The organism is Rothia sp. SD9660Na (assembly GCF_030064065.1).
In the GTDB taxonomy this organism is placed as follows: Bacteria; Actinomycetota; Actinomycetes; order Actinomycetales; family Micrococcaceae; genus Rothia.
In genome coordinates this window covers 382,827-402,093 of record NZ_CP125946.1, presented here as the reverse complement: position 1 = coordinate 402,093, position 19,267 = coordinate 382,827, and the positions used below count along the sequence as shown (strand labels likewise).

18 protein-coding genes are annotated in these 19,267 nt (G+C 60.6%); 9 read left to right on the top strand and 9 right to left on the bottom strand.

Going from position 1 to position 19,267, the window contains the following annotated elements:
* Positions 1-92 precede the first annotated feature (92 nt).
* Positions 93-851 carry a FadR/GntR family transcriptional regulator gene (locus QM007_RS02075; protein ID WP_283490343.1) on the top strand — a complete coding sequence of 253 codons (759 nt, stop codon included), beginning with the start codon at positions 93-95 and terminating at the stop codon, positions 849-851.
* Here the strand turns inward: QM007_RS02075 and QM007_RS02070 are convergent.
* From QM007_RS02070 to QM007_RS02060, 3 genes are all read right to left on the bottom strand, one after another.
* On the bottom strand, positions 848-1,774 hold the full coding sequence (locus QM007_RS02070) for a phosphoribosylaminoimidazolesuccinocarboxamide synthase (protein WP_283490342.1): 927 nt from the start codon (positions 1,772-1,774) through the stop codon (positions 848-850). The two genes, QM007_RS02075 and QM007_RS02070, sit on opposite strands and share 4 nt — an antisense overlap.
* 86 nt (positions 1,775-1,860) lie before the next feature.
* Positions 1,861-3,141 carry a phosphoribosylamine--glycine ligase gene (gene purD, locus QM007_RS02065; RefSeq protein ID WP_283490341.1) on the bottom strand — a complete coding sequence of 427 codons (1,281 nt, stop codon included), beginning with the start codon at positions 3,139-3,141 and terminating at the stop codon, positions 1,861-1,863.
* A gap of 270 nt (positions 3,142-3,411) precedes the next feature.
* A complete protein-coding gene (locus QM007_RS02060; RefSeq protein ID WP_283490340.1) occupies positions 3,412-4,131 on the bottom strand; it encodes an endonuclease domain-containing protein in 720 nt (239 codons plus the stop codon).
* 515 nt (positions 4,132-4,646) lie between these two features.
* Between QM007_RS02060 and QM007_RS02055 the strand changes: the two genes are divergently transcribed.
* From QM007_RS02055 to purM, 7 genes are all read left to right on the top strand, one after another.
* A complete protein-coding gene (locus QM007_RS02055; protein ID WP_283490339.1) occupies positions 4,647-5,354 on the top strand; it encodes a TetR/AcrR family transcriptional regulator in 708 nt (235 codons plus the stop codon).
* A 37-nt stretch (positions 5,355-5,391) separates the two neighbouring features.
* Positions 5,392-8,409 carry an MMPL family transporter gene (locus tag QM007_RS02050; protein ID WP_283490338.1) on the top strand — a complete coding sequence of 1,006 codons (3,018 nt, stop codon included), beginning with the start codon at positions 5,392-5,394 and terminating at the stop codon, positions 8,407-8,409.
* A gap of 149 nt (positions 8,410-8,558) precedes the next feature.
* Positions 8,559-9,557, top strand: a complete 999-nt coding sequence (locus QM007_RS02045) for an asparaginase (protein ID WP_283490337.1) — start codon at positions 8,559-8,561, stop codon at positions 9,555-9,557.
* Positions 9,557-9,952: a sterol carrier family protein gene (locus tag QM007_RS02040; RefSeq protein WP_283490336.1), complete on the top strand. Its 396-nt coding sequence runs from the start codon at positions 9,557-9,559 to the stop codon at positions 9,950-9,952. The genes QM007_RS02045 and QM007_RS02040 overlap by 1 nt, the downstream gene beginning before the upstream one ends.
* A gap of 57 nt (positions 9,953-10,009) precedes the next feature.
* The gene (locus tag QM007_RS02035; RefSeq protein ID WP_283490335.1) at positions 10,010-10,381 is read left to right on the top strand and encodes a hypothetical protein; all 372 of its coding nucleotides are present in this window, start codon (positions 10,010-10,012) and stop codon (positions 10,379-10,381) included.
* Positions 10,382-10,537: 156 nt separating this feature from the next.
* On the top strand, positions 10,538-12,265 hold the full coding sequence (gene purF, locus QM007_RS02030) for an amidophosphoribosyltransferase (protein ID WP_283490334.1): 1,728 nt from the start codon (positions 10,538-10,540) through the stop codon (positions 12,263-12,265).
* The gene (gene purM / locus QM007_RS02025) at positions 12,266-13,408 is read left to right on the top strand and encodes a phosphoribosylformylglycinamidine cyclo-ligase (protein ID WP_283490333.1); all 1,143 of its coding nucleotides are present in this window, start codon (positions 12,266-12,268) and stop codon (positions 13,406-13,408) included. It begins immediately after the preceding gene.
* 3 nt (positions 13,409-13,411) lie between these two features.
* Here purM and QM007_RS02020 read toward each other — a convergent pair whose 3' ends face one another.
* From QM007_RS02020 to clpB, 6 genes are all read right to left on the bottom strand, one after another.
* Positions 13,412-13,579, bottom strand: coding sequence for a hypothetical protein (locus QM007_RS02020; RefSeq protein ID WP_283490332.1), 168 nt, complete (start codon positions 13,577-13,579; stop codon positions 13,412-13,414).
* 28 nt (positions 13,580-13,607) lie between these two features.
* The gene (locus tag QM007_RS02015; RefSeq protein ID WP_283490331.1) at positions 13,608-13,835 is read right to left on the bottom strand and encodes a hypothetical protein; all 228 of its coding nucleotides are present in this window, start codon (positions 13,833-13,835) and stop codon (positions 13,608-13,610) included.
* 148 nt (positions 13,836-13,983) lie between these two features.
* Entirely contained in the window at positions 13,984-14,190 is a 207-nt protein-coding gene (locus QM007_RS02010) for a DUF3073 domain-containing protein (RefSeq protein ID WP_237185107.1), read from the bottom strand.
* 317 nt (positions 14,191-14,507) lie between these two features.
* The gene (locus tag QM007_RS02005) at positions 14,508-14,798 is read right to left on the bottom strand and encodes a hypothetical protein (RefSeq protein WP_283490330.1); all 291 of its coding nucleotides are present in this window, start codon (positions 14,796-14,798) and stop codon (positions 14,508-14,510) included.
* Positions 14,799-15,014: 216 nt separating this feature from the next.
* Entirely contained in the window at positions 15,015-15,947 is a 933-nt protein-coding gene (locus QM007_RS02000; protein ID WP_283490981.1) for a Sir2 family NAD-dependent protein deacetylase, read from the bottom strand.
* Positions 15,948-16,112: 165 nt separating this feature from the next.
* A complete protein-coding gene (gene clpB, locus QM007_RS01995; RefSeq protein ID WP_283490329.1) occupies positions 16,113-18,701 on the bottom strand; it encodes an ATP-dependent chaperone ClpB in 2,589 nt (862 codons plus the stop codon).
* Between the two features lie 221 nt (positions 18,702-18,922).
* Here clpB and QM007_RS01990 point away from each other — a divergent pair, with 221 nt between their 5' ends.
* Complete coding sequence (locus QM007_RS01990) at positions 18,923-19,195, top strand: hypothetical protein (protein WP_283490328.1); 273 nt, start codon at positions 18,923-18,925, stop codon at positions 19,193-19,195.
* Positions 19,196-19,267: the final 72 nt, after the last annotated feature.

Here is a 19,267-nt window from a genome sequence, read left to right as displayed (position 1 = left end):
AAGGGCGGTGCAGTCCCACGTAACACACGTTGGAACTGCACCGCCCTTACCTATACCTTGTCTATGTACCTACCCCACCTGAAAGATAGCGCGTGAAAGAAAAAGAGCCCACCTATACCGCCCTGCTCGAGTCCATCGAACACCGGTTGCGCCACGGCCAGCTGCGCGTCGGCGACCGCCTGCCCGGTGAGCGCTCCCTGGCAGAGGAATACGGCATCTCCCGGGCCTCGGTACGCGAAGCCCTGCGCATTCTCTCCGCAGTGGGGCTCATTCGGTCAGGTGTGGGCTCAGGCCCCAAGGCCGGCGCTGTCGTGGTCTCGGAACCCTCGGACGCCCTCGGCTGGGCCCTGCGCATGCACATCGCCACCCGCACCCTGCCGGTCGCAGATATCGTGAGCACCCGCGTCCTGCTCGAAGGCGAAGCTGCCGCGCGTGCCGCCGATGTAGCCCACCAGCCCGAACACGCCGCGTCCCTCGCCACCGCCCGGCAGTACCTCGAAGAAATGGACCACTCAGATATTAGCGACGACCGCTTCCACTTCTGCGACACCCGCTTCCACTACGAAATATCGTCACTCGGTGGGAACATCGTGATGGATACCGTTATCGACTCCCTGCACCTAGCAACCGTGGGCTACGTGCAGGAGGCCGTGCCCTACCTCGACGACTGGGAAGCAACCAAACGGGAACTCCAAGAGCAGCACCGGGCCATCTACGCGGCGGTTATTGCCGGAGATGCAGAACGTGCCCAGCGAACAGTCGCTGAGCACATTCGTTGGTTCTACGCCCTCTCAGAAATCGGGGCCGCCCATTACGAGTACCACCAGAAGGTGCGCGATGGGCAGGTCTAGGCCTGGAAGGTCTGACCGGTTAGACGCTCGTAGGCCTCAACGTAGCGGGCACGGGTCTTCTCTACGACCTCGGCAGGGAGCTCAGGCACAGGGCCGGTGCCGTCCCAGCCCGACTCCTCGCTCTTGAGCCAGTCCCGCACATACTGCTTATCGAAGGATGCCTGGGCGCGGCCGGGCTCATAGTCATTAGCATCCCAGAAACGGGAGGAATCGGGGGTCAGGACCTCGTCGCCCAGGGTAATTTCACCGCGGTAGGAGTCGGTACCGAACTCAATCTTGGTATCAGCCAGAATAATACCGCGTTCACGGGCAATCTTCTCGGCGGTTTCGTAAACGTAGAGGGTCAGCTCCTGCAGGCGGTCGGCGATAGCCTCCCCCACCTCAGCGTCCAGCTCTTCACGGGTGATGGGCTCATCGTGCTCCCCCACCTCTGCCTTGCCGGTAGGAGCGAAGAGGGCGGGCTCCAGGCGGGAGCCGTCCACCAGACCGGCGGGCAGCTCAAACTCGTTGACCTTACCGGTCTTGCGGTAAGAGGCCAGGCCCGAGCCGGTCAGGTAGCCGCGCACGATGCACTCAACCGGGAACATGTTCAGAGACTTACAGATCATGGCGCGGCCTGCTACCACCTCGGGTACGTCGGTAGACAGCACGTGGTTGGGCACCCCCTTGAGCTGCTCAAACCACCAGAGGGACATCTGGGTCAGAATCTTGCCCTTATCGGGAATCTCGGTGGGAAGCACCTGGTCGAAGGCGCTGATGCGGTCGGTGGCAACCACCATCACGGAGCCGGCACGCAGTTCGGCGTCGTCCTTCACGTTCAGGCCGGTAACGTCCTGGGTATCCTCATCGGGAATATAGAGGTCACGGACCTTGCCGGAATATACGTGCTTCCAGCCGGGAATGTCTACGGGGGTATGGCTCATGATTTTCTCCTGGGGTGTGCAGGTGGGCTGTGAGGTGATAGAAAAGTGACTGCCCACACGGGGTACGGTGGGCAGTCACGGGGAGGTTAGTTCTGGGCGGGAATCTGAATACGATTCTCGGCGGCGGCGAGCGCAATGTCTGAACGGTACTGGGCGCCCTTCCAGGTAATGTCGCGCACGCCGGCGTAGGCAGCCTCGCGGGCTTCGGTGAGGTTCTCGCCCAGGGCGACGACAGCCAGCACACGGCCACCGGCGGTGACGATCTCTTCGCCGTCGAGGGCGGTACCTGCGTGGTCAACGTGCACGTTCTCGCGCTGGTTGGCGGCGTCCAGGCCGGTGATGGCATCGCCCTTGCGGGGAGTATCGGGGTAGTTCTCTGCTGCCATGACCACGTCAACGGCGGTGCGGGGGTCCCAGTCAAGAGCAAGGTCGGCGGGCAGTTCGCCCTTGGCCGCTGCCAGAAGGACGCCGCCCAGCGGGGTGCGCAGGCGGGCAAGCACTGCCTGGGTTTCGGGGTCGCCAAAGCGGGCGTTGAATTCGATCACTCGGATGCCGCGGGAGGTAGCTGCCAGACCGCAGTAGAGCACGCCAACAAAGGGGGTGCCGCGGCGGGCCATTTCATCAACGGTGGGCTGGGCGACACGCTCAATGATCTCTTCGACAAAACCTTCGGGTAGCCAGGGCAGGGGGGTGTAGGCACCCATGCCACCGGTGTTGGGACCTTCGTCGTTGTCGAAGATGCGCTTGAAGTCCTGGGCGGGTGAGAGGGGCAGGCAGGTGCTGCCGTCTGAGATGACGAAAAGGGAGACCTCGGGACCGTCGAGGTACTCTTCAATGACAACGCTACCGCCAGCTGCAAAGCAGGATTCAGCATGGGCCAGGGCAGCATCAAAATCTCCGGTGACAACGACGCCCTTACCTGCTGCTAGGCCGTCGTCTTTCACGACGTAGGGGGCACCAAAGGTAGCGAGAGCGGTTTCTGCTTCTTCGCGGTTGGTGGCGACCTTAGCCATAGCGGTGGGTACATTGGCACTGGCCATGACTTCCTTGGCGAAAGCCTTGGAGCCCTCGAGCAGGGCAGCGGGCTTGGAAGGGCCAAAGACGGGGAAGCCAGCATCGCGCAGGGTGTCTGAGACACCAGCAACCAGAGGAGCCTCAGGGCCGATGACGACCAGGTCAGCGGCCAGTTCGGTGGCTAGCGCAAGGGCTGCCTCGGGGTTGTTTGCATCGATAGCGTGCACGGGCACGTCTTGGGCGATGCCCGCGTTGCCGGGAGCTGAGTGCACCTCGGTAACGGCTGGATCTTTCAGGAGTGCTCGGATAATTGCGTGTTCACGACCGCCGGGGCCCAGTACCAAAACCTTCATTCTTTTAGGCTACCGGCAAGGTCACGATTTGATGAAGTTTTTACCGCGGTTTGAGCGCTTTTTGCCGATAGATTTTTGCGGACGCCCATCACCCACTTCCCCGCAAAGGGGCTGGTAGGCGCGTAGCGGCGTCCGCCCGTCTATCCTTCTACGCTGTGCCCGCCCTCCACACCACTCAACTCACGTCACTCATCGCCTTTCCGCATTTATTCTGATTTACCCGCAACTAGTTGCGGTGTTTTCAGAATAAATGCGGAGAGGTCTCGATAATCACCGTTCCATTTTCCTCACCCCACCATGTATGAGGCGCTGAATCATGACCTGCGGCCTGTTCATGAGGTCGTCCCAGGTGGCTCGAACGACCGTCCAGCCCATAAGTTCAAGCGAACGTTGGCGCAGGGCATCCCTACGTAGCTGCTCCTCTGTCGGGCGGTAGGCACCGTAGTACTTATGTAAGCCGTCGACCTCTAACAGGAGTTTCAGAGTTTCCCAGGCGAAATCTGAACGGTGCTCCCTGCCGTCGTACGCTCTTATTTCCAGCTGCTGACGAGGACGTTCGAGTTTGGACTGCACGATTCTGAGCATTGCCAGCGATTCGAGAGGGGACTCGGTCAAAGCGCTCATCGACTCAGCAATCAGGGAAAAACTGCTCGTTCCATAACCGCTAGCTCCCATGAGCCGGGCATGAACATCTCGATAACCTACATGAGCACGGTGCAGAAAATAGTCTGTAACTGCCAGGGCCTGAGCTACAGGTAAGGTTCGAGCACAGTCGAGAATCGTGGTCAGTGGGTCTGTGACTGAAAAACCAGCTACCGTACGAGCCAGCTCGCACACGTCTGACCGGGAGCTATGGTACCTGACCTGGCTATGGTGCCGGTGGTTAGAACGGGGAAGAGACAGCTCAACCTTGGCGGGCAGCCCGAAGAGCGGAGCACCCCACATCAGCGCAGCAGATGCGTGACTGAGTACCGCCTGCCGATGAGACATCGCGAGTGCTATCGTTACAGCGATACACCGCTCTTCGGGCGTGAACTGCCGGCCTTCTACAGCTGAAACATAGACACCCCGCGTCAGCCTAATAAGTTCACCCCGCCGGTGCATAGCGCCGATGAGGTTTTTGCTCAGCCCTTCGAAGTTGAGCTGTTGAGATGTTTTGACTTTTGAGGCGAACCGTTCAATTCTGTCGTGCATGGGACTACTGTCGCAGAGTGGCGGTGGGCACTCAAGCACTATTTTCAAACCTGTGGATAACCTTCGGTCTACCCTTGTCAGAGCATGTATTGAACCTGTGGAAAAAATTGCAACAGAAGGTCACAGTCGAAACCGCTCAACTCACATGCTCCACCGCCTCCCCGCATTTATTCTGAAAACCCCGCAACTAGTTGCGGGTAAATCAGAATAAGTACGGAAGACTTGCGCCAGCCGCGCCCAACACTCGCCAGTACCCAACCCCACACCCTAACTATTTGCAGCTTCTGCAATATTGCAGTTACTGTAAATACATGCTGAAACACGCCCCTCCCCTCGACCGGCGCAGGGCCCGCTCAACGGCGTCCAAACAAAAAATCGCCGCAGCCGCTGAACACATTGTGCTCACCAGCGGACGAGCAGGCCTAACAGCCTCGACTCTCGCAGAGCAAGCAGGGGTCTCAGAGCGCACCATCTTCAACCACTTCAAAAAGCTCGAAGACGCCCTGACCTACCAGCTCTCAACCCACCTCGAGCCCTGCATCTACGAACCGCCCTTCCCCAGAGATCTTGCTATCGAAGACCTCCCACAGGCCCTGGTGCAGCACTTCCACGAGGCAGTAGAAACCGAAAGGGTGCAGCAGAACCTCGTCCGCTTTGTCACCCTCGGTGCAGCCCTAAATGAAGAAGATTTTGACCTGGTAACCTGCGAAATCACCCTCACTCTGGGCGATATCTGCAACGCCCTCTGTAGTGAAATTGATCAGCTCTACCCCGACCTAGCACTCAACCAGTCACTAGCCCTTAGCCTCTTCGCCTACAACCTGCTGATGGGTTACGTTTTCGCCTTTGTGCGATTCGCTCAAGAACTCGACGAAAACATTTTTGAAGAACCCGCTAAGCGGCTGGTTATCGAACCCCAGATGTTCGTGCCCCATATCCACGCTTATATCAACCAGGTAGCAGCCGGAACCCCGGTATTTGCCGCTGACGGCAGCGTTACATCCCACCAGACCGTTTAGAGAAAACACAACCACACGAAAGGGAAACCGGCAGGCTATGTCTGAGTTCCTCTATAAAGTCGGCAGTTTTGCAGCTCGCCGTGTCTGGGCCGTTATCGGCATCTGGGCGCTGGTGATTGCTCTAGCTGGCGGCGCCTATGCCTCTTTTAAGGGTGTGCTAACCGATTCCATCACTATTCCTGGCACCGAGGCGCAGCTGGTTCAGGAAGAGCTGACCGACACTTTCAACCTGAATCTCAATGCCGGTACCGGCTCTGCCATTGTGCAGACCGAGGACGGCTCCACCTTCACCGATGATCAGAAGGCTGCTGTGGCAAGCGCCGTTGCTGAGACCGAGACCGTTGAGGGCGTTGATAGCGTCACCGACCCCTTTGCTGTAGCCCAGCAGCTTGCGGACGGCCAGGCCCAGCTTGAGGCGGGTCAGGCTGAGTTGAGCGGGGGCGAGCAGCAGCTTGCGGACGGCCAGGCGCAGCTTGATACCGCTAAGGCCCAGTTGGACTCGGGGCAGGTTGAGCTTGATGCTCGCCGTGCCGAGTTGAATTCAGGCCAGCAGCAGCTTGATGAGGGCTACGCCCAGCTTGAGGACGCCCAGAATCAGCTGAACGTGGCCCGCACCCGTCTTGAGGGCGAAGGAGCACCGCCGGAAGCTTTCGGTGAGCTCAACGGCCAGCAGGCCCAGCTGGATGCCCAGCGGGCTCAGCTGGATGCAACCGCTGAACAGCTCAATCAGAGCCGCACCCAGCTCGACGAAGCCCAGGCTCAGATTGATCAGGGGCACAGCGACTACGAGGCTGGCCTGGCGCAGCTCGAAGAATCCCGCTCCCAGATAGAGAGCGGTAAGAGCACCCTTGAGCAGAACACTGCCCTACTGCAGATGTCTGAGAGCGGTGTTGCGATTTCTGAGGATAACTCCACCGCCATTATCTCTGTTACTTTCGATGCTGAGACCGGTTCTATCCCTGGAGAAACTCTCGAAGAAACCCAGCAGAAGCTCAACGTGCTGTCCGATAACGGCCTGGCCGTCACCTACGACCAGTACATGCAGGGTATCGAAACAGAGATGAATGCGACCGCTGAGATTATCGGTATCGGCATTGCCTTTATCGTTCTGCTTCTCATGCTGGGCACTCTGGTTGCAGCTGGCCTGCCGATTATTATGGCGCTTATCGGCGTGGGCACCTCGGCCCTGGCCGTCCTGTCGCTCTCAAGCGTCATCGACATGACCTCAACTACCCCCACCCTGGGCACCATGCTGGGCCTGGCTGTGGGTATCGACTACACCCTCTTCATTCTGAACCGCCACCGCACCAACCTGGCTAAGGGAATGAACGTGAAGGAGTCCATCGCCCTGGCCACCGGTACCTCTGGCGGCGCGGTCTTCTTCGCAGGCACTACCGTTATCATCGCCCTGCTGGGCCTGAATGTCGTGGGCATCCCCTTCCTGGGCGTGATGGGTAACGCCGGTGCCTTTGCGGTTGCTGTTGCCGTGGCGGTAGCCACCACCCTCTCCCCCGCCGTGATGTCCCTGCTGGGCGAGCGCGTCCTGAGCAAAAAGCAGCGAGCAAAAATTGCGGCTGGCGCTCAGGCTGCCAGTGAGGACGACGCCCAGGCAGCTTCCATTCGAGCAGAAGCTAAGGGGGCGGCGGCTGACCATGAAGAAGCCCACCGTGGTTGGATCGGTCTGGTGCTCAAGAAGCCGATTGCTACCGTTGCCGCTGTAGTGCTTGCATTGGGTGCTGTCGCTCTGCCTGTGACCGATATGCGGTTGGGCCTGCCGACCGGTGCCTCTCAAACCACGGATTCAGCTGCCTACATCTCGTACACCACCGTTGCCAATAAGTTTGGTGAAGGTCAGAACGGCCCCATCGTGGTGGCAGCCCGCCTGCCCGAGGGCACCACCGAGGAACAGGCCAAGGCCCTGCAGGTTGAGGTGGGCCAGGACCTTCTGGAACAGAGTGACGTTTCAGCGGTTATTCCCGCCATGATCTCTGACGACAACTCCGCCCTGCTCTACCAGGTGATTCCCGCTGAGGGCCCCAATGCGGAGTCAACCACTAACCTAGTACAGGCCCTGCGGGATATGACTGTCTCAACCGATAACGGTGAGGTGACCCTCGGCGTCACCGGTCAGACCGCGATGGCCGTTGACATTGCCCAGAACCTGGCCGAGGTTCTGCCGGTGTATGTTGCGCTGGTCATGGGTCTATCGCTGCTGGTTCTGATTCTGGTTTTCCGCTCCATTCTGGTGCCGGTCACCGCTACCCTGGGCTTTCTCTTCTCCCTGCTGGCAGCTCTCGGTGCAACTACGGCTGTGTTCCAGTGGGGTTGGGCGTCTGAGCTCTTCAATGTTTCAACCCCCGGCCCGTTGCTGGCCTTCCTGCCGATTCTGGCGGTGGGTATTCTCTTCGGCCTGGCCATGGACTACCAGCTCTTCATGGTCTCGGGCATGCGAGAAGCCTACTCATACGGTCGCGGGGCTAAGACCTCGGTTGTGGTGGGCTACAACCACGGCGCCCGCGTGGTCACCGCAGCTGCCCTGATTATGGCCAGTGTCTTTATCGGCTTCGTCTTCTCCGGCGACCCCATGATTGCCTCTATCGGCTTCATTCTGGCAGTTGGCGTTCTGCTCGATGCCTTTGTGGTTCGCATGACCCTGATTCCGGCACTCATGCACCTGTTGGGTGAAAAGGCATGGTGGCTGCCTGCCTGGCTCGACTGCCTACTCCCCGACCTGGACGTTGAGGGCACCAAGCTCGAAGCCCGGGCGCACGAGGAAGAGGCAGCCCCGGCAGTAGCTGCGACGCAGACACCTACCCCAGCAGTACCCGCTGAGGAACCGGCATCCGCCGAGCAGCCGGCGTCCGCGCCGGAGCGTCCGGTCAGCCCCACCCAGGTTGTTGCGGTTGAGTCCACGCGTGCTTTAGCCCAGGCCGCTGTGGTTGCTGCCGACCAGGCTCTAGCAGCGGCAGACGAGGCCCAGGTTGAAGCACAGCGAGCTGACCGCGCGACCCGCGAGGCGCTCAGGGCTCTCTCTGAGCAGCAGAAAGAGCAGTAGCGCGGACGCCACACTCGGTTAACACTGCCCGGCCAGCCTGTAGATGCCCGCACTTATTCTGAAAAACCCGCAACTAGTTGCGGATAAATCAGAATAAGTGCGGGCCTCGCTTAGTTTAGCGGCCGGGGCTACCCAGTAGACTGGTGGGCATGCAGACTTTTACCGCGCAACAGGCAGCAGAGCTGGCCGTCGTGACCCGTGGCAATTTCATCGAGTCGAGGCATGTGGGTTCCCTGGTGGTACTCGCGCCCGACGGGTCTAACGCCTTGAGCATAGGAACACCTGAGGCTCTGGTCTATGCTCGTTCAGCGCTCAAACCTCTACAGGCTATTGCGTCGATGAACGCGGGGGCAGAGTTGCAGGGCGCCCAGATTGCCCTGGCAGCCGGTTCTCATACCGGTTCTTTTGAGCATATGAAAGTGGCCCAGTCGGTGCTGGCTGAGGCCGGTCTGACCGCTGAGGCCCTGCTCTGCCCACCGGCCTGGCCGTCTGATGAGCCCAGTTACCACGCCCTGATTAAGGCCGGGCACGGCAAGCAGCGTCTGGCTTTTAACTGCTCCGGCAAGCACGCGGCCTTTCTGTGGGGCTGTGTGAAGTCGGGCTGGCAGACCGAGAACTATACCGACCCGTCCCACCCGCTGCAGGAGCTGGTACTTGAGACCATTGAGGAGTTCACGGGAGAAACACCCCAGCACGTCACCGTCGATGGTTGTGGCGCTCCGGTGGCTGCGACCTCGCTGATGGGGTTGGCCCGAGCTTATTCCACCCTGGGTGCGGCGGTGGAGAATATCAAGGCTGATGCCCGTGCTGCCACCGTCGCTACCGCTATGGTGGACTATCCCGAGTACGTCCACGGCCCCGGCGGCTCCGATACGGTTCTGGCTGAAACTCTTGATGCCGTGGTCAAGCGCGGTGCCGAAGGGGTGCTGGCCATCGGTCTGCGCTCGGGCGCGTCGGTGGCTTTGAAGACGCTTGATGGTTCTAACCGTGCTGCTTCTCTGGTGGCGGTGCGGGCGCTCCAGGCGGCAGGTTATGTAGAGACTGAGGTGGCTGACCGGGCGGTTGCTGGAACCACCTTGCCCATCACCGGCGGCGGGCAGCCCGTCGGTTCTATCGAGCCGGGTGCTGCCTTTGAGGGGCTGCTCTAATGGCGATTCGCCGCAAGATTTCCGAGGCGGACGGCCTCGCTGCCGTTACTCAGGTACGGCAGGTTTTTGAGGGGGCAGAGAATGAGTACGCCCGCGCGGCGGCTTTTGCTGCTCTGCCGCGCGGGGTGCGGGCGGCGTCCGTCCGTTTTCTGCTCGAAGAGCTGGCGACCCTTGCCCCTGGCAATTCGGTGGAGGTGCGGGTGCCGCCTTTTGGGGTGACCCAGTGTATTGCCGGGCCGCGCCATACCCGAGGTACCCCTCCCAACGTGGTTGAAACCGATGCGCTCACCTGGTGCGCTATCACCCTGGGCTATACCAGCTGGCAAGAATCAGCAGCCGCTATTTCAGCTTCTGGGCTGCGCGCTGATTTGAGCGACTATCTACCGCTTCTCTAGCTCGGCATTCTGTAGTCCTGAGTCTTCCTCTTCTGACTCTTGGTAAGGTTAATAGTTATGAGCATCCTGTCGAGATTCCGCCGCCCCACTGAACCTGCTTCTCCTCTCACCGAGGATGAGAAGCAGGCAGCCCCCGGCCAACATTTTGCGCCGGCGTCCGCGCCTGACCGTGCCAACCTGACGGTACGCCGCGCCCCCTCCCTGCCGGCCTTTGCTATCACTGGCTTGCTCATCGGCCTCATTGTGGCTTTTGTTGTCACCGCTCTCGGCCCGGAAAACCCCAACTATACTTTCAGCGCAATCTACGGCGTGATGGCCGTTATCTTCGGGGCCCTCTGCACCGCCGCCGCCATCGTAGTAGCCCTGCTCCTCGATAAGCGCTCGGCCAAGCGCACCACCACCTACCGAGCTGTCAGCCAGCAAGACTAAATCAAGCCCACCCGTGAGCAGAAACGTTCACACGGTGGGCTTTACTTATCAGTAGCGTATCGGGCAGGTACACTTGATATGTTCGCTCGCTCACGTGCGCTACCCCACGCTACACGGCGAGATAACCACCCCACAACAAGAGACGGAAAACCTGCTTTGGCTCGTCCTGACGGAAAACTATCCTTCGACCTTGACCCCGTTGATCACGGCCCTAAAGACGAATGCGGCGTCTTTGGCGTATGGGCCCCCGGCGAAGATATCGCTAAGCTCACCTACTACGGCCTCTACGCCCTGCAACACCGTGGCCAGGAGTCAGCTGGTATCGCCACCAGCGACGGCAAACACCTGAGCGTCTACAAAGATATCGGCCTGGTATCCCAGGTGTTTGACGAGGCCACCCTCAACTCAATGACCGGCCACATGGCAGTAGGCCATTGCCGCTACTCCACCACCGGCGGCAACATCTGGCAGAACGCGCAGCCGACCCTGGGCGACACCCCCCACGGCACGCTCGCCCTGGCCCACAACGGCAACCTGGTTAACTCAGCTGACCTCTACGACCGCCTGCTGGCCAAGAACGGCGGCAAGCGCCCCGAGCGCGGTGAGCTCGCCCAGGGCAACACCACCGACACCGCCCTGGTTACAGCCCTGCTCAAGGACCACGACTTTGACAGCCTCGAAGAGGCCGCCCTCAACCTACTCCCCACCCTCTCAGGTGCCTTCTGCCTGGTCTTCATGGACGAGCACACCCTCTACGCTGCGCGCGACCCCCAGGGCGTGCGTCCGCTGGTCTTGGGTCGTCTTGACCGCGGCTGGGTTATTGCCTCAGAAACCGCTGCCCTCGACATCGTCGGTGCCTCCTTCGTGCGCGAGGTAGAGCCCGGTGAGTTCATCACCATCGACGAGGACGGCTTGCGCTCCCAACACTTCGCCGAAGCCAAACCCGCCGGTTGCGTCTTTGAGTACGTCTACCTGGCCCGCCCCGATACCACGATTTCGGGCCGCAGTGTCTACGAATCCCGTGTTGAGATGGGGCGTCAGCTGGCCCGTGAGCATAAGGTGGAGGCTGACCTGGTCATGCCCACTCCCGAATCGGGCACCCCGGCTGCTATTGGCTACGCTGAGGAATCCGGCATTCCCTTCGGCAACGGCCTGGTCAAGAACGCCTATGTGGGCCGCACCTTCATTCAGCCTTCACAGACCATCCGCCAGCTGGGCATTAGGCTCAAGCTCAACCCCCTGCGCTCGGTGGTAGAGGGTAAGCGTCTGGTCGTGATTGACGATTCTATCGTTCGCGGTAACACCCAGCGCGCCCTGGTGCGCATGCTGCGAGAGGCGGGCGCTAAAGAGGTGCATGTGCGTATCTCCTCCCCGCCGGTCAAGTGGCCCTGCTTCTACGGCATCGACTTTGCCTCGCGCTCCGAGCTAATTGCTAACGGCCTGACCATTGAAGAAATCGGTAAGTCGCTGGGTGCAGATTCCCTGGGCTTCATCTCAGAAGAGGGCATGATTGCCGCAACTGAGCAGCCCCGCGAGCGCCTGTGCACCGCCTGCTTTACCGGTAAGTACCCCATCGAGCTGCCCAGCGAAGACCGCCGCGGCAAGTCCATCTTTGATGATTCCAAGGGCGGCCCTCTGGCCGGTACCGCAGCTGAGGTGACGGTGGAGCGTCCTGTTGCCCATAAGCCTTCTAAGGCCAAGGCGGTGTCTATCGAAACCCGCCCCGGCACCGAGGCGCTGGAGCACAAGTTTGATAGTACCCCGGCGGCGTCATTGGGCACCGGCTCTTGTGAGCCTGGCCCCGATTCAGACCTTGAAGATTTAGTCCTTCCCCAAGATACGATTCCTGCCGATTCTACCGGCACTGACCGAGAGGCCCGCTAAATGAGCGAGAACCAGAACGCAGTTACCTACGCTTCGGCTGGTGTAGATGTTGAGGCGGGCGACCGCGCTGTTGAGCTGATGAAGGACGCCGTCAAGGCAACCCACGGCGCCGGTGTAGTGGGCGGTGTGGGCGGCTTTGCTGGCCTCTTTGACCTGTCTGTGCTCAAGGATTACCGCAAGCCCTACCTGGCAACCTCCACCGATGGCGTGGGCACCAAGGTATCGATTGCCCAAAAGCTCGATATTCACCACACCATTGGTCATGACCTGGTGGGTATGGTGGTTGATGACATCGTTGTGACCGGTGCCCGCCCCCTCTTTATGACCGACTACATTGCCACCGGCAAGGTGGTGCCCGAGCGCATTGCCGATATTGTGCGCGGTGTGGCTGAGGGTTGTTCCCTGGCTGGTACCGCCCTGGTGGGCGGCGAGACCGCTGAGCACCCCGGCCTGCTGGCTGAGGACGAGTACGACGTGGCAGGTGCCGCCACCGGCATCGTCGAGGCGGACGAGCTGCTGGGCCCTGACCGTGTGCGTGAGGGCGATGTGCTGATTGCTATGGCTTCAAGCGGTATTCACTCTAATGGCTACTCCCTGGTGCGCAAGGTGCTTTCGGTTGCTGGCTGGAAGTATGAGCGTGAGGTCGCCGAGCTAGGCCGTACCCTGGGTGAGGAGCTGTTGGAGCCCACCCGCATTTACACTGCTGACTGCCTGGATTTGATTGAGGCTTTCCCGGTCAACGGTGAGGACGGGCAAACCGGTTCGGGTGTGCGCGGCTTCTCGCATGTGACCGGTGGCGGTCTGGCCGCTAACCTGGCCCGTGTGCTGCCGGTGGGCACCGTGGGTGTGGTGGAGCGTTCGACATGGGAGATTCCGGCAATTTTCAAGCTGATTGGTGAGCTGGGTTCTGTGCCCCAGGCTGACCTGGAACGTACCCTCAACCTGGGTGTGGGCATGATTGCTGTGGTTGACCCGTCGGTTGCTGATGCAGCCGTTGAGCGTCTGAACAAGCGTGGTCTGCCCTCGTGGGTGCTGGGTACCGTGCAGAAGGATTCTGGCGAGCACAAGAGCAACCCCGACTACGTGCAGGGTGCTAAGGGCGTGGACGGCGGAGCGGCAGTGCTGCTGGGGGCCTACAAGTAGGTTTTAAAGAAAGGTGAGGGCAGCGTCCGCCCTCTTATGCTGTTCTGTCACGCTATTTTTCTGTTCTGCCTGCTGTTGATCTGCAAAAACCCAGCGGCGCTGCACCGCAAAACTCACCGGGATAAGTACCAGCTCAATGAGTGCCTTAGCCTCCAAAAGGGGTAGCCCCATCCAGGTGAGGGTTTCAAGTAGGGCGGTATTAGTAGTCAGAATCGCTACAGCCAGCAGAGCGTAACGTCCCAGGGAGCGGTGGGTCTGCGGGCGGGGCCCGCAGCAGCATATTGAACTCGTACTTATAGCGGTCACCGGGCAGCTCGAAAGCCCAGGGCAGAATCTGCGGGGTCAGGCTACGCAGACCGGTTTGGGTGTCAGCCAGTTTCTGACCGGTCGACAGACCAAAAAGGGCAGAGGTTAGAGCCTTGACCACCCACGAGCGCAGCGCCCTTACCCTGTGACTGCAACCGAGCGTACCTAACCGAGCACGGACGTCCGCGCCCCATACAAAAGCCCGCCACCGGCGGGCGGTAGCGGGCTAGAAAAATGGTTCGGGAAGAACCCGCGTGGTGCTACGCGGGTTACTTCTCCTGATAATCGTCGGCGTACTTGTCTGCGTATTCCGAGTAATCGTCCTCGTCATCATACTGATAACCAGACGACTTAGACTGAGAGCCAGCATTTTTGCTGAGCTCCCGCTCAAGTGCAGTGTAGTCGGTGTCGGGGCTGAAGTACTTCATCTCCCGAGCCTGCCGAGTTGCTTTAGCCTTCTGACGGCCGCGCCCCATGGCGAGACCCCCTCTTTATCGCTCGTATCTGGCCGCCCGCGTGCGCGCAGGGGTGTGCCAGAAAAACTTTCAGTCTTTTCTGTATCTAAGGGTACATGTTTTTGCGCGTCTTTGCTTGCCTGTTCGCCACCTGAGATGTAAGAAACTGCTCAAAACTACAAAAATATAGAGAACGGTCGTTTTGTTTTGCATCGGCACCTCTCCCGGTAAAGAGAAGCTCCGCGCCACCCGACCAGAAAGAGGTGACGCGGAGCGGTAGAGCAGCCGACGAAGAGATGGAACAGAAGTGCCAGCTCGCCGGCTGAGTTTATGGGGCCTTAGGGGCGGCCGCCGAAGCCACCCATGCCGCCTGCGGCAGCGCCGGAGGTTTCAGTGGCGGTGCCGGTCTCTGAGCCGTTGACGCTGATGCTGTAGGTACCGCCCGAGATCTCGGCATCGATGGTCATGAGGGAGGCGACCGGGTTGTGAGCTGAGGCCGGGAGCAGGACGGTGGTGCGGCGGTAGGCCGTGGTGAGGGTAGGCTCGAAGGCGGTTGCCGGGGTGTCGATGAGGCCCACGTTGATGATGATGCATGAGACGACGAGGTCGCGGCGGCGGTGGCGGGCCACGTACATGCCTCATAGAATCAGGATGGCGACGAGGTCGAGGGCAGCTGCTGTGATAATGGTGTTCACGGGAGTTCTCCGAGGGGTGTATCTAGTCTTGTTTTGCTTGATAACCAGTGTTCTCCCAGAGTCTGTGTTGTACTTAGCCTTCACTTATGAGTACCTACAGGCAGCCCCTTCAGTGCCTCTGACCCGGTAATACTCATAGAAGAAAAAGTTTTAGATGCCTTCATGCGGGGCTGTAACGGCGTAGAGGGCATCGGTGACGTCAGCGCGCCAGAGGTAGGTGGCACGTGCGTCCGCCCGGCCCGGGCCCTGGTTGATGACAGCGATGGGCTTGCCAGCCCGGGCGAAATCAAGGGCGATTTTGTAGGAGCTCATCACGGCCAGAGATGAGCCCAGCACCAGCAGGGAGTGAGCGCTCTCCCCCAGTTCTTTCACGGCCTGCTTGCGGGCAGACGGCACGGGCTCACCGAAGTAGACCACGGCAGGTTTGAGCTTGGTGGAGCCGCAGGCCAGGCAGCCGACCATCTGAAAATCCTGGATAAAACGGGCGTCGATCTCTGCGTCACCGTCGGGGTTGACCTGCAAGGTGGTGCTGGATAAGCGTTCGAGGTAGCCGGGGTTGGCGGCTTCGATGCGGGCATCCAGGGAGGTGCGGCCCTCGTCCGCTCCGCAGTCTAGGCACTCGATGCGGGAGAGGTCCCCGTGCAGGGTAATGACTGTGCTCGATCCAGCTGCGGTGTGAAGGCCATCGACGTTCTGGGTAATCAGCCCGGCCAGGTGTCCGCGGGCTTCCAGCTCTGCCAGCAGGTAGTGGGCGGTGTTGGGGTGCGCCCGGTTCATCTGCCGCCAGCCCACAAAGGATCGGGCCCAGTAGCGCTGCCGCGCCACCTCGTCAAAGCGGAATTCCTGGTAGGTCATGGGCCGGTGGTTGCGCAGGGACCCGGCGGGACCGCGGTAGTCAGGAATCCCTGAGCCTGTGGAAATTCCTGCCCCGGTGAGCACCAGAACCTGCCCTTGGTGAAGAAGCTGCCGGACGCCGTCCGCCGCTACCTGCGGGTCGGTGGGCTGGGCTGTTTCGGCCACCACCCGATCGATGGAGCGCAGAGCCGCCGCGTGGGTGGCGGCAATGTCGGCTCTCGCGGCGATGGACGCAGACGCCCCAGCAAAGCGGGTATCGATCGTGTTGGATGCGGGCCGGGGCTGGATTTGGTTCACTCTTCCAGTTTAAAAGACAAAGACCCTATCGTTTCTCTCTTGACCCCGAGATAATCTGTAGGGTCAAGAGAGAAGCAGTAGGGTCATTCCCGGCTTTTACTCGGCAGTAACGACCAGCCCATCCACGGCGACGTCGGGGTTGACGTCCACGCGCACGGTGTCGCCGTCCTTGATGGCGCCGGCCAGGATTCCCTTGGCTAGGCGGTCGCCAATTTCGCGTTGCACGAGGCGGCGGAGCGGACGGGCGCCGTAGGCGGGGTCGTAGCCGGCAAGTCCCAGCCACTCGGTGGCGGCGTCGGTGACATCCAGGGTCAGGCGGCGGTCTTCTAGGCGGCGGGCCATCGAGGCGATCTGCAGGCCTACGATGGAGGCTAGGTCATCGGCTGAGAGGGGCTTGAACATGATGACCTCGTCCAGGCGGTTGAGGAATTCCGGCTTGAAGCTGGCGTTGACGGTGGTCATAACCGCGCTCTTGCGGGCTTCGTCGTCGAGATTCTGGTCGATCAGGAACTGGGAGCCCAGATTGGAGGTCAAGATTAGGATGACGTTGCGGAAGTCCACGGTGCGCCCCTGTCCGTCGGTCAGACGCCCGTCGTCAAGTACCTGGAGCAGGATGTCGAAGACCTCGGGGTGGGCCTTTTCGACCTCGTCGAGGAGCACAACCGAGTAGGGGCGGCGGCGTACAGCTTCGGTGAGCTGGCCGCCCTCTTCGTAGCCGACGTACCCGGGAGGGGCACCGACCAGACGGGCGACGGCGTGCTTTTCGGCATATTCGCTCATATCGATACGCACCAAGGCGCGTTCGTCGTCGAACTGGAACTCGGCCAGGGCCTTGGCCAGCTCGGTTTTACCGACACCGGTAGGGCCGAGGAAGAGGAAGGAGCCGATAGGACGGTCGGGGTCGGCAATGCCTGCGCGGGAGCGGCGGACAGCATCAGCGACGGCGGTGACCGCCTGGCTCTGGCCGATTAGGCGCCTGCCCAGTTCGTCTTCCATGTGCAGGAGCTTTTCCGATTCGCCCTGGAGCATACGCCCGGCGGGAATGCCGGTCCAGGATGAAATCACTTCGGCGATGTCGTCGGCGGTCACTTCTTCAGAGACCATGGACTCTTCGGACGCGGTATTCTCAGCCTGCTGGGCTGCGGCCAGTTCGGCTTCGAGGGCGGGGATTTCGCCGTAGAGCACGCGGGAGGCTTCAGCGAGGTTGCCTTCACGCTGGGCGACTTCTGCCTTGGAGCGCAGCTCATCAATCTGGGTTTTGAGGTCGCCAACGCGGTTGAGACCGGCCTTTTCAGCTTCCCAGCGGGCGTTGAGGGCGTCCAGCTCTTCCTTCTTATCAGCCATATCTGCCCGCAGGGCTTCAAGGCGCTCGACGGAGGCGGGGTCGGTTTCGTTGGCCAGGGCCAGTTCTTCCATGGTCAGGCGGTCAACGGCGCGGCGCAGGGCGTCGATTTCTTCGGGGGCCGAGTCGATTTCCATGCGCAGGCGGGAGGCTGCCTCGTCAATCAGGTCGATGGCCTTATCGGGCAGCTGGCGCGAGGGGATGTAGCGGTTTGACAGGTTAGCGGCTGCCACCAGGGCAGAGTCTGCGATAGCTACCTTGTGATGAGCCTCGTAGCGTTCTTTGAGCCCGCGCAGAATACCGATGGTGTCATCGACGCTGGGCTCACCCACGTAGACCTGCTGGAAGCGGCGTTCCAGGGCGGCGTCCTTTTCAATGTTTTCGCGGTATTCGTCGAGGGTGGTAGCACCAATCAGGCGCAGCTCGCCGCGAGCCAGCATGGGCTTAAGCATGTTGCCGGCGTCCATAGAGCCCTCGGAGGCACCTGCCCCAACGACGGTGTGAATCTCATCGATAAAGGTGACGATTTGCCCCTCGGACTTCTTGATGTCTTCGAGCACGGCCTTGAGGCGCTCTTCAAATTCGCCGCGGTACTTGGCACCGGCGACCATTGCGCCCAGGTCGAGGGAGATCAGGGTTTTGCCGCGCAGGGATTCGGGCACGTCGCCGGAGACCATGCGCTGGGCCAGACCCTCAACGACGGCGGTTTTACCGACGCCGGGTTCGCCGATAAGCACGGGGTTATTCTTGGTGCGGCGGGAGAGCACCTGGATCACACGGCGAATTTCACTATCGCGCCCAATGACGGGGTCAAGCTTGCCTTCGCGGGCAACGGCAGTCAGGTCGGTGCCGTACTGTTCTAGGGCGCCGAAGGTACCTTCGGGGTCGGGGGTGGTCACGGTGCGGTCTCCTCTCACGGTAGGGATGGTCTCTTCAATGGTCTTTTCGGTAGCCCCGGCCTGCTGTAGGGCGCGAGCGGTTGCGTCGTCACCGGCGGCGAGCGCCAGCAGCAGGATTTCGGTGGAGATATAGGTGTCCCCGAACTGGGTTGCCTTGGCTTGGGCGGTTTGGATGGCGGTCAGGACGGCACGGCTCGGCTGGGCTTGGGCAGCTGAGGCGCCCTGCACCTTGGGCAGCTTTGAGATCTCGGTGGAGGCTGCCAGGGAGATGGCATCAACGTCGAGCCCTGCGGTTTTAAGGACGGCCACTGCCACCCCCTCGCGCTGATCCATGAGGGCCTTGAGCAGATGGGAGGTGTCAAGGGTGGGGTTGCCCGCGGTTTGGGCGTTCATATTGGCTGCCGAGAGCGCTTCTTGGCTCTTGGTCGTAAATTGTGCGTTCATTGTTCTCCTTTACCTTTTGCGTAGGTAGTTCGTTCATACTTGAGTGTACTCCACTCAGCTTTAACTTGAGTCTACTACACTCAACTTATTTGCACTAGATATTTACAAGAAATTTTTCACACCCGGCATTGACCACTCATTGACCTGCCTAATATTTCTGAACCAGATTTAAACAGGAAGTCCGCTTCACGTTGCTAGCCACCAACCTATGGAGGGCTCCCATGTTTTCTTCTCATCCGCCGTCCTACCTCTATGCCCCGCACCGGCTCTATTGGGGCGCCCTCATCTTCTACCTCATTGCCGTCGCCTATGCCCTCCCTGCCTTAGCTGAACAGTATCTCGGCTGGACATTTTCAGCCCCCTTCTACGGCATCACCGAACACTTCGTCGACCGTTATACCCTCTGGCTAGGGCTGTTCTCGCTTAGCCTGACGCTCACACCGCTCATCATGCTCACAGCCCTGGCCCACTCTCTGCCTCAGGTTCTCGGCTAAAATCCCTTACCCCGCTCTTTCTAGTCTTCTTTGCTCCGCTCTATTTCCTCCAGTGGGGCCTGAGCGGGGTCG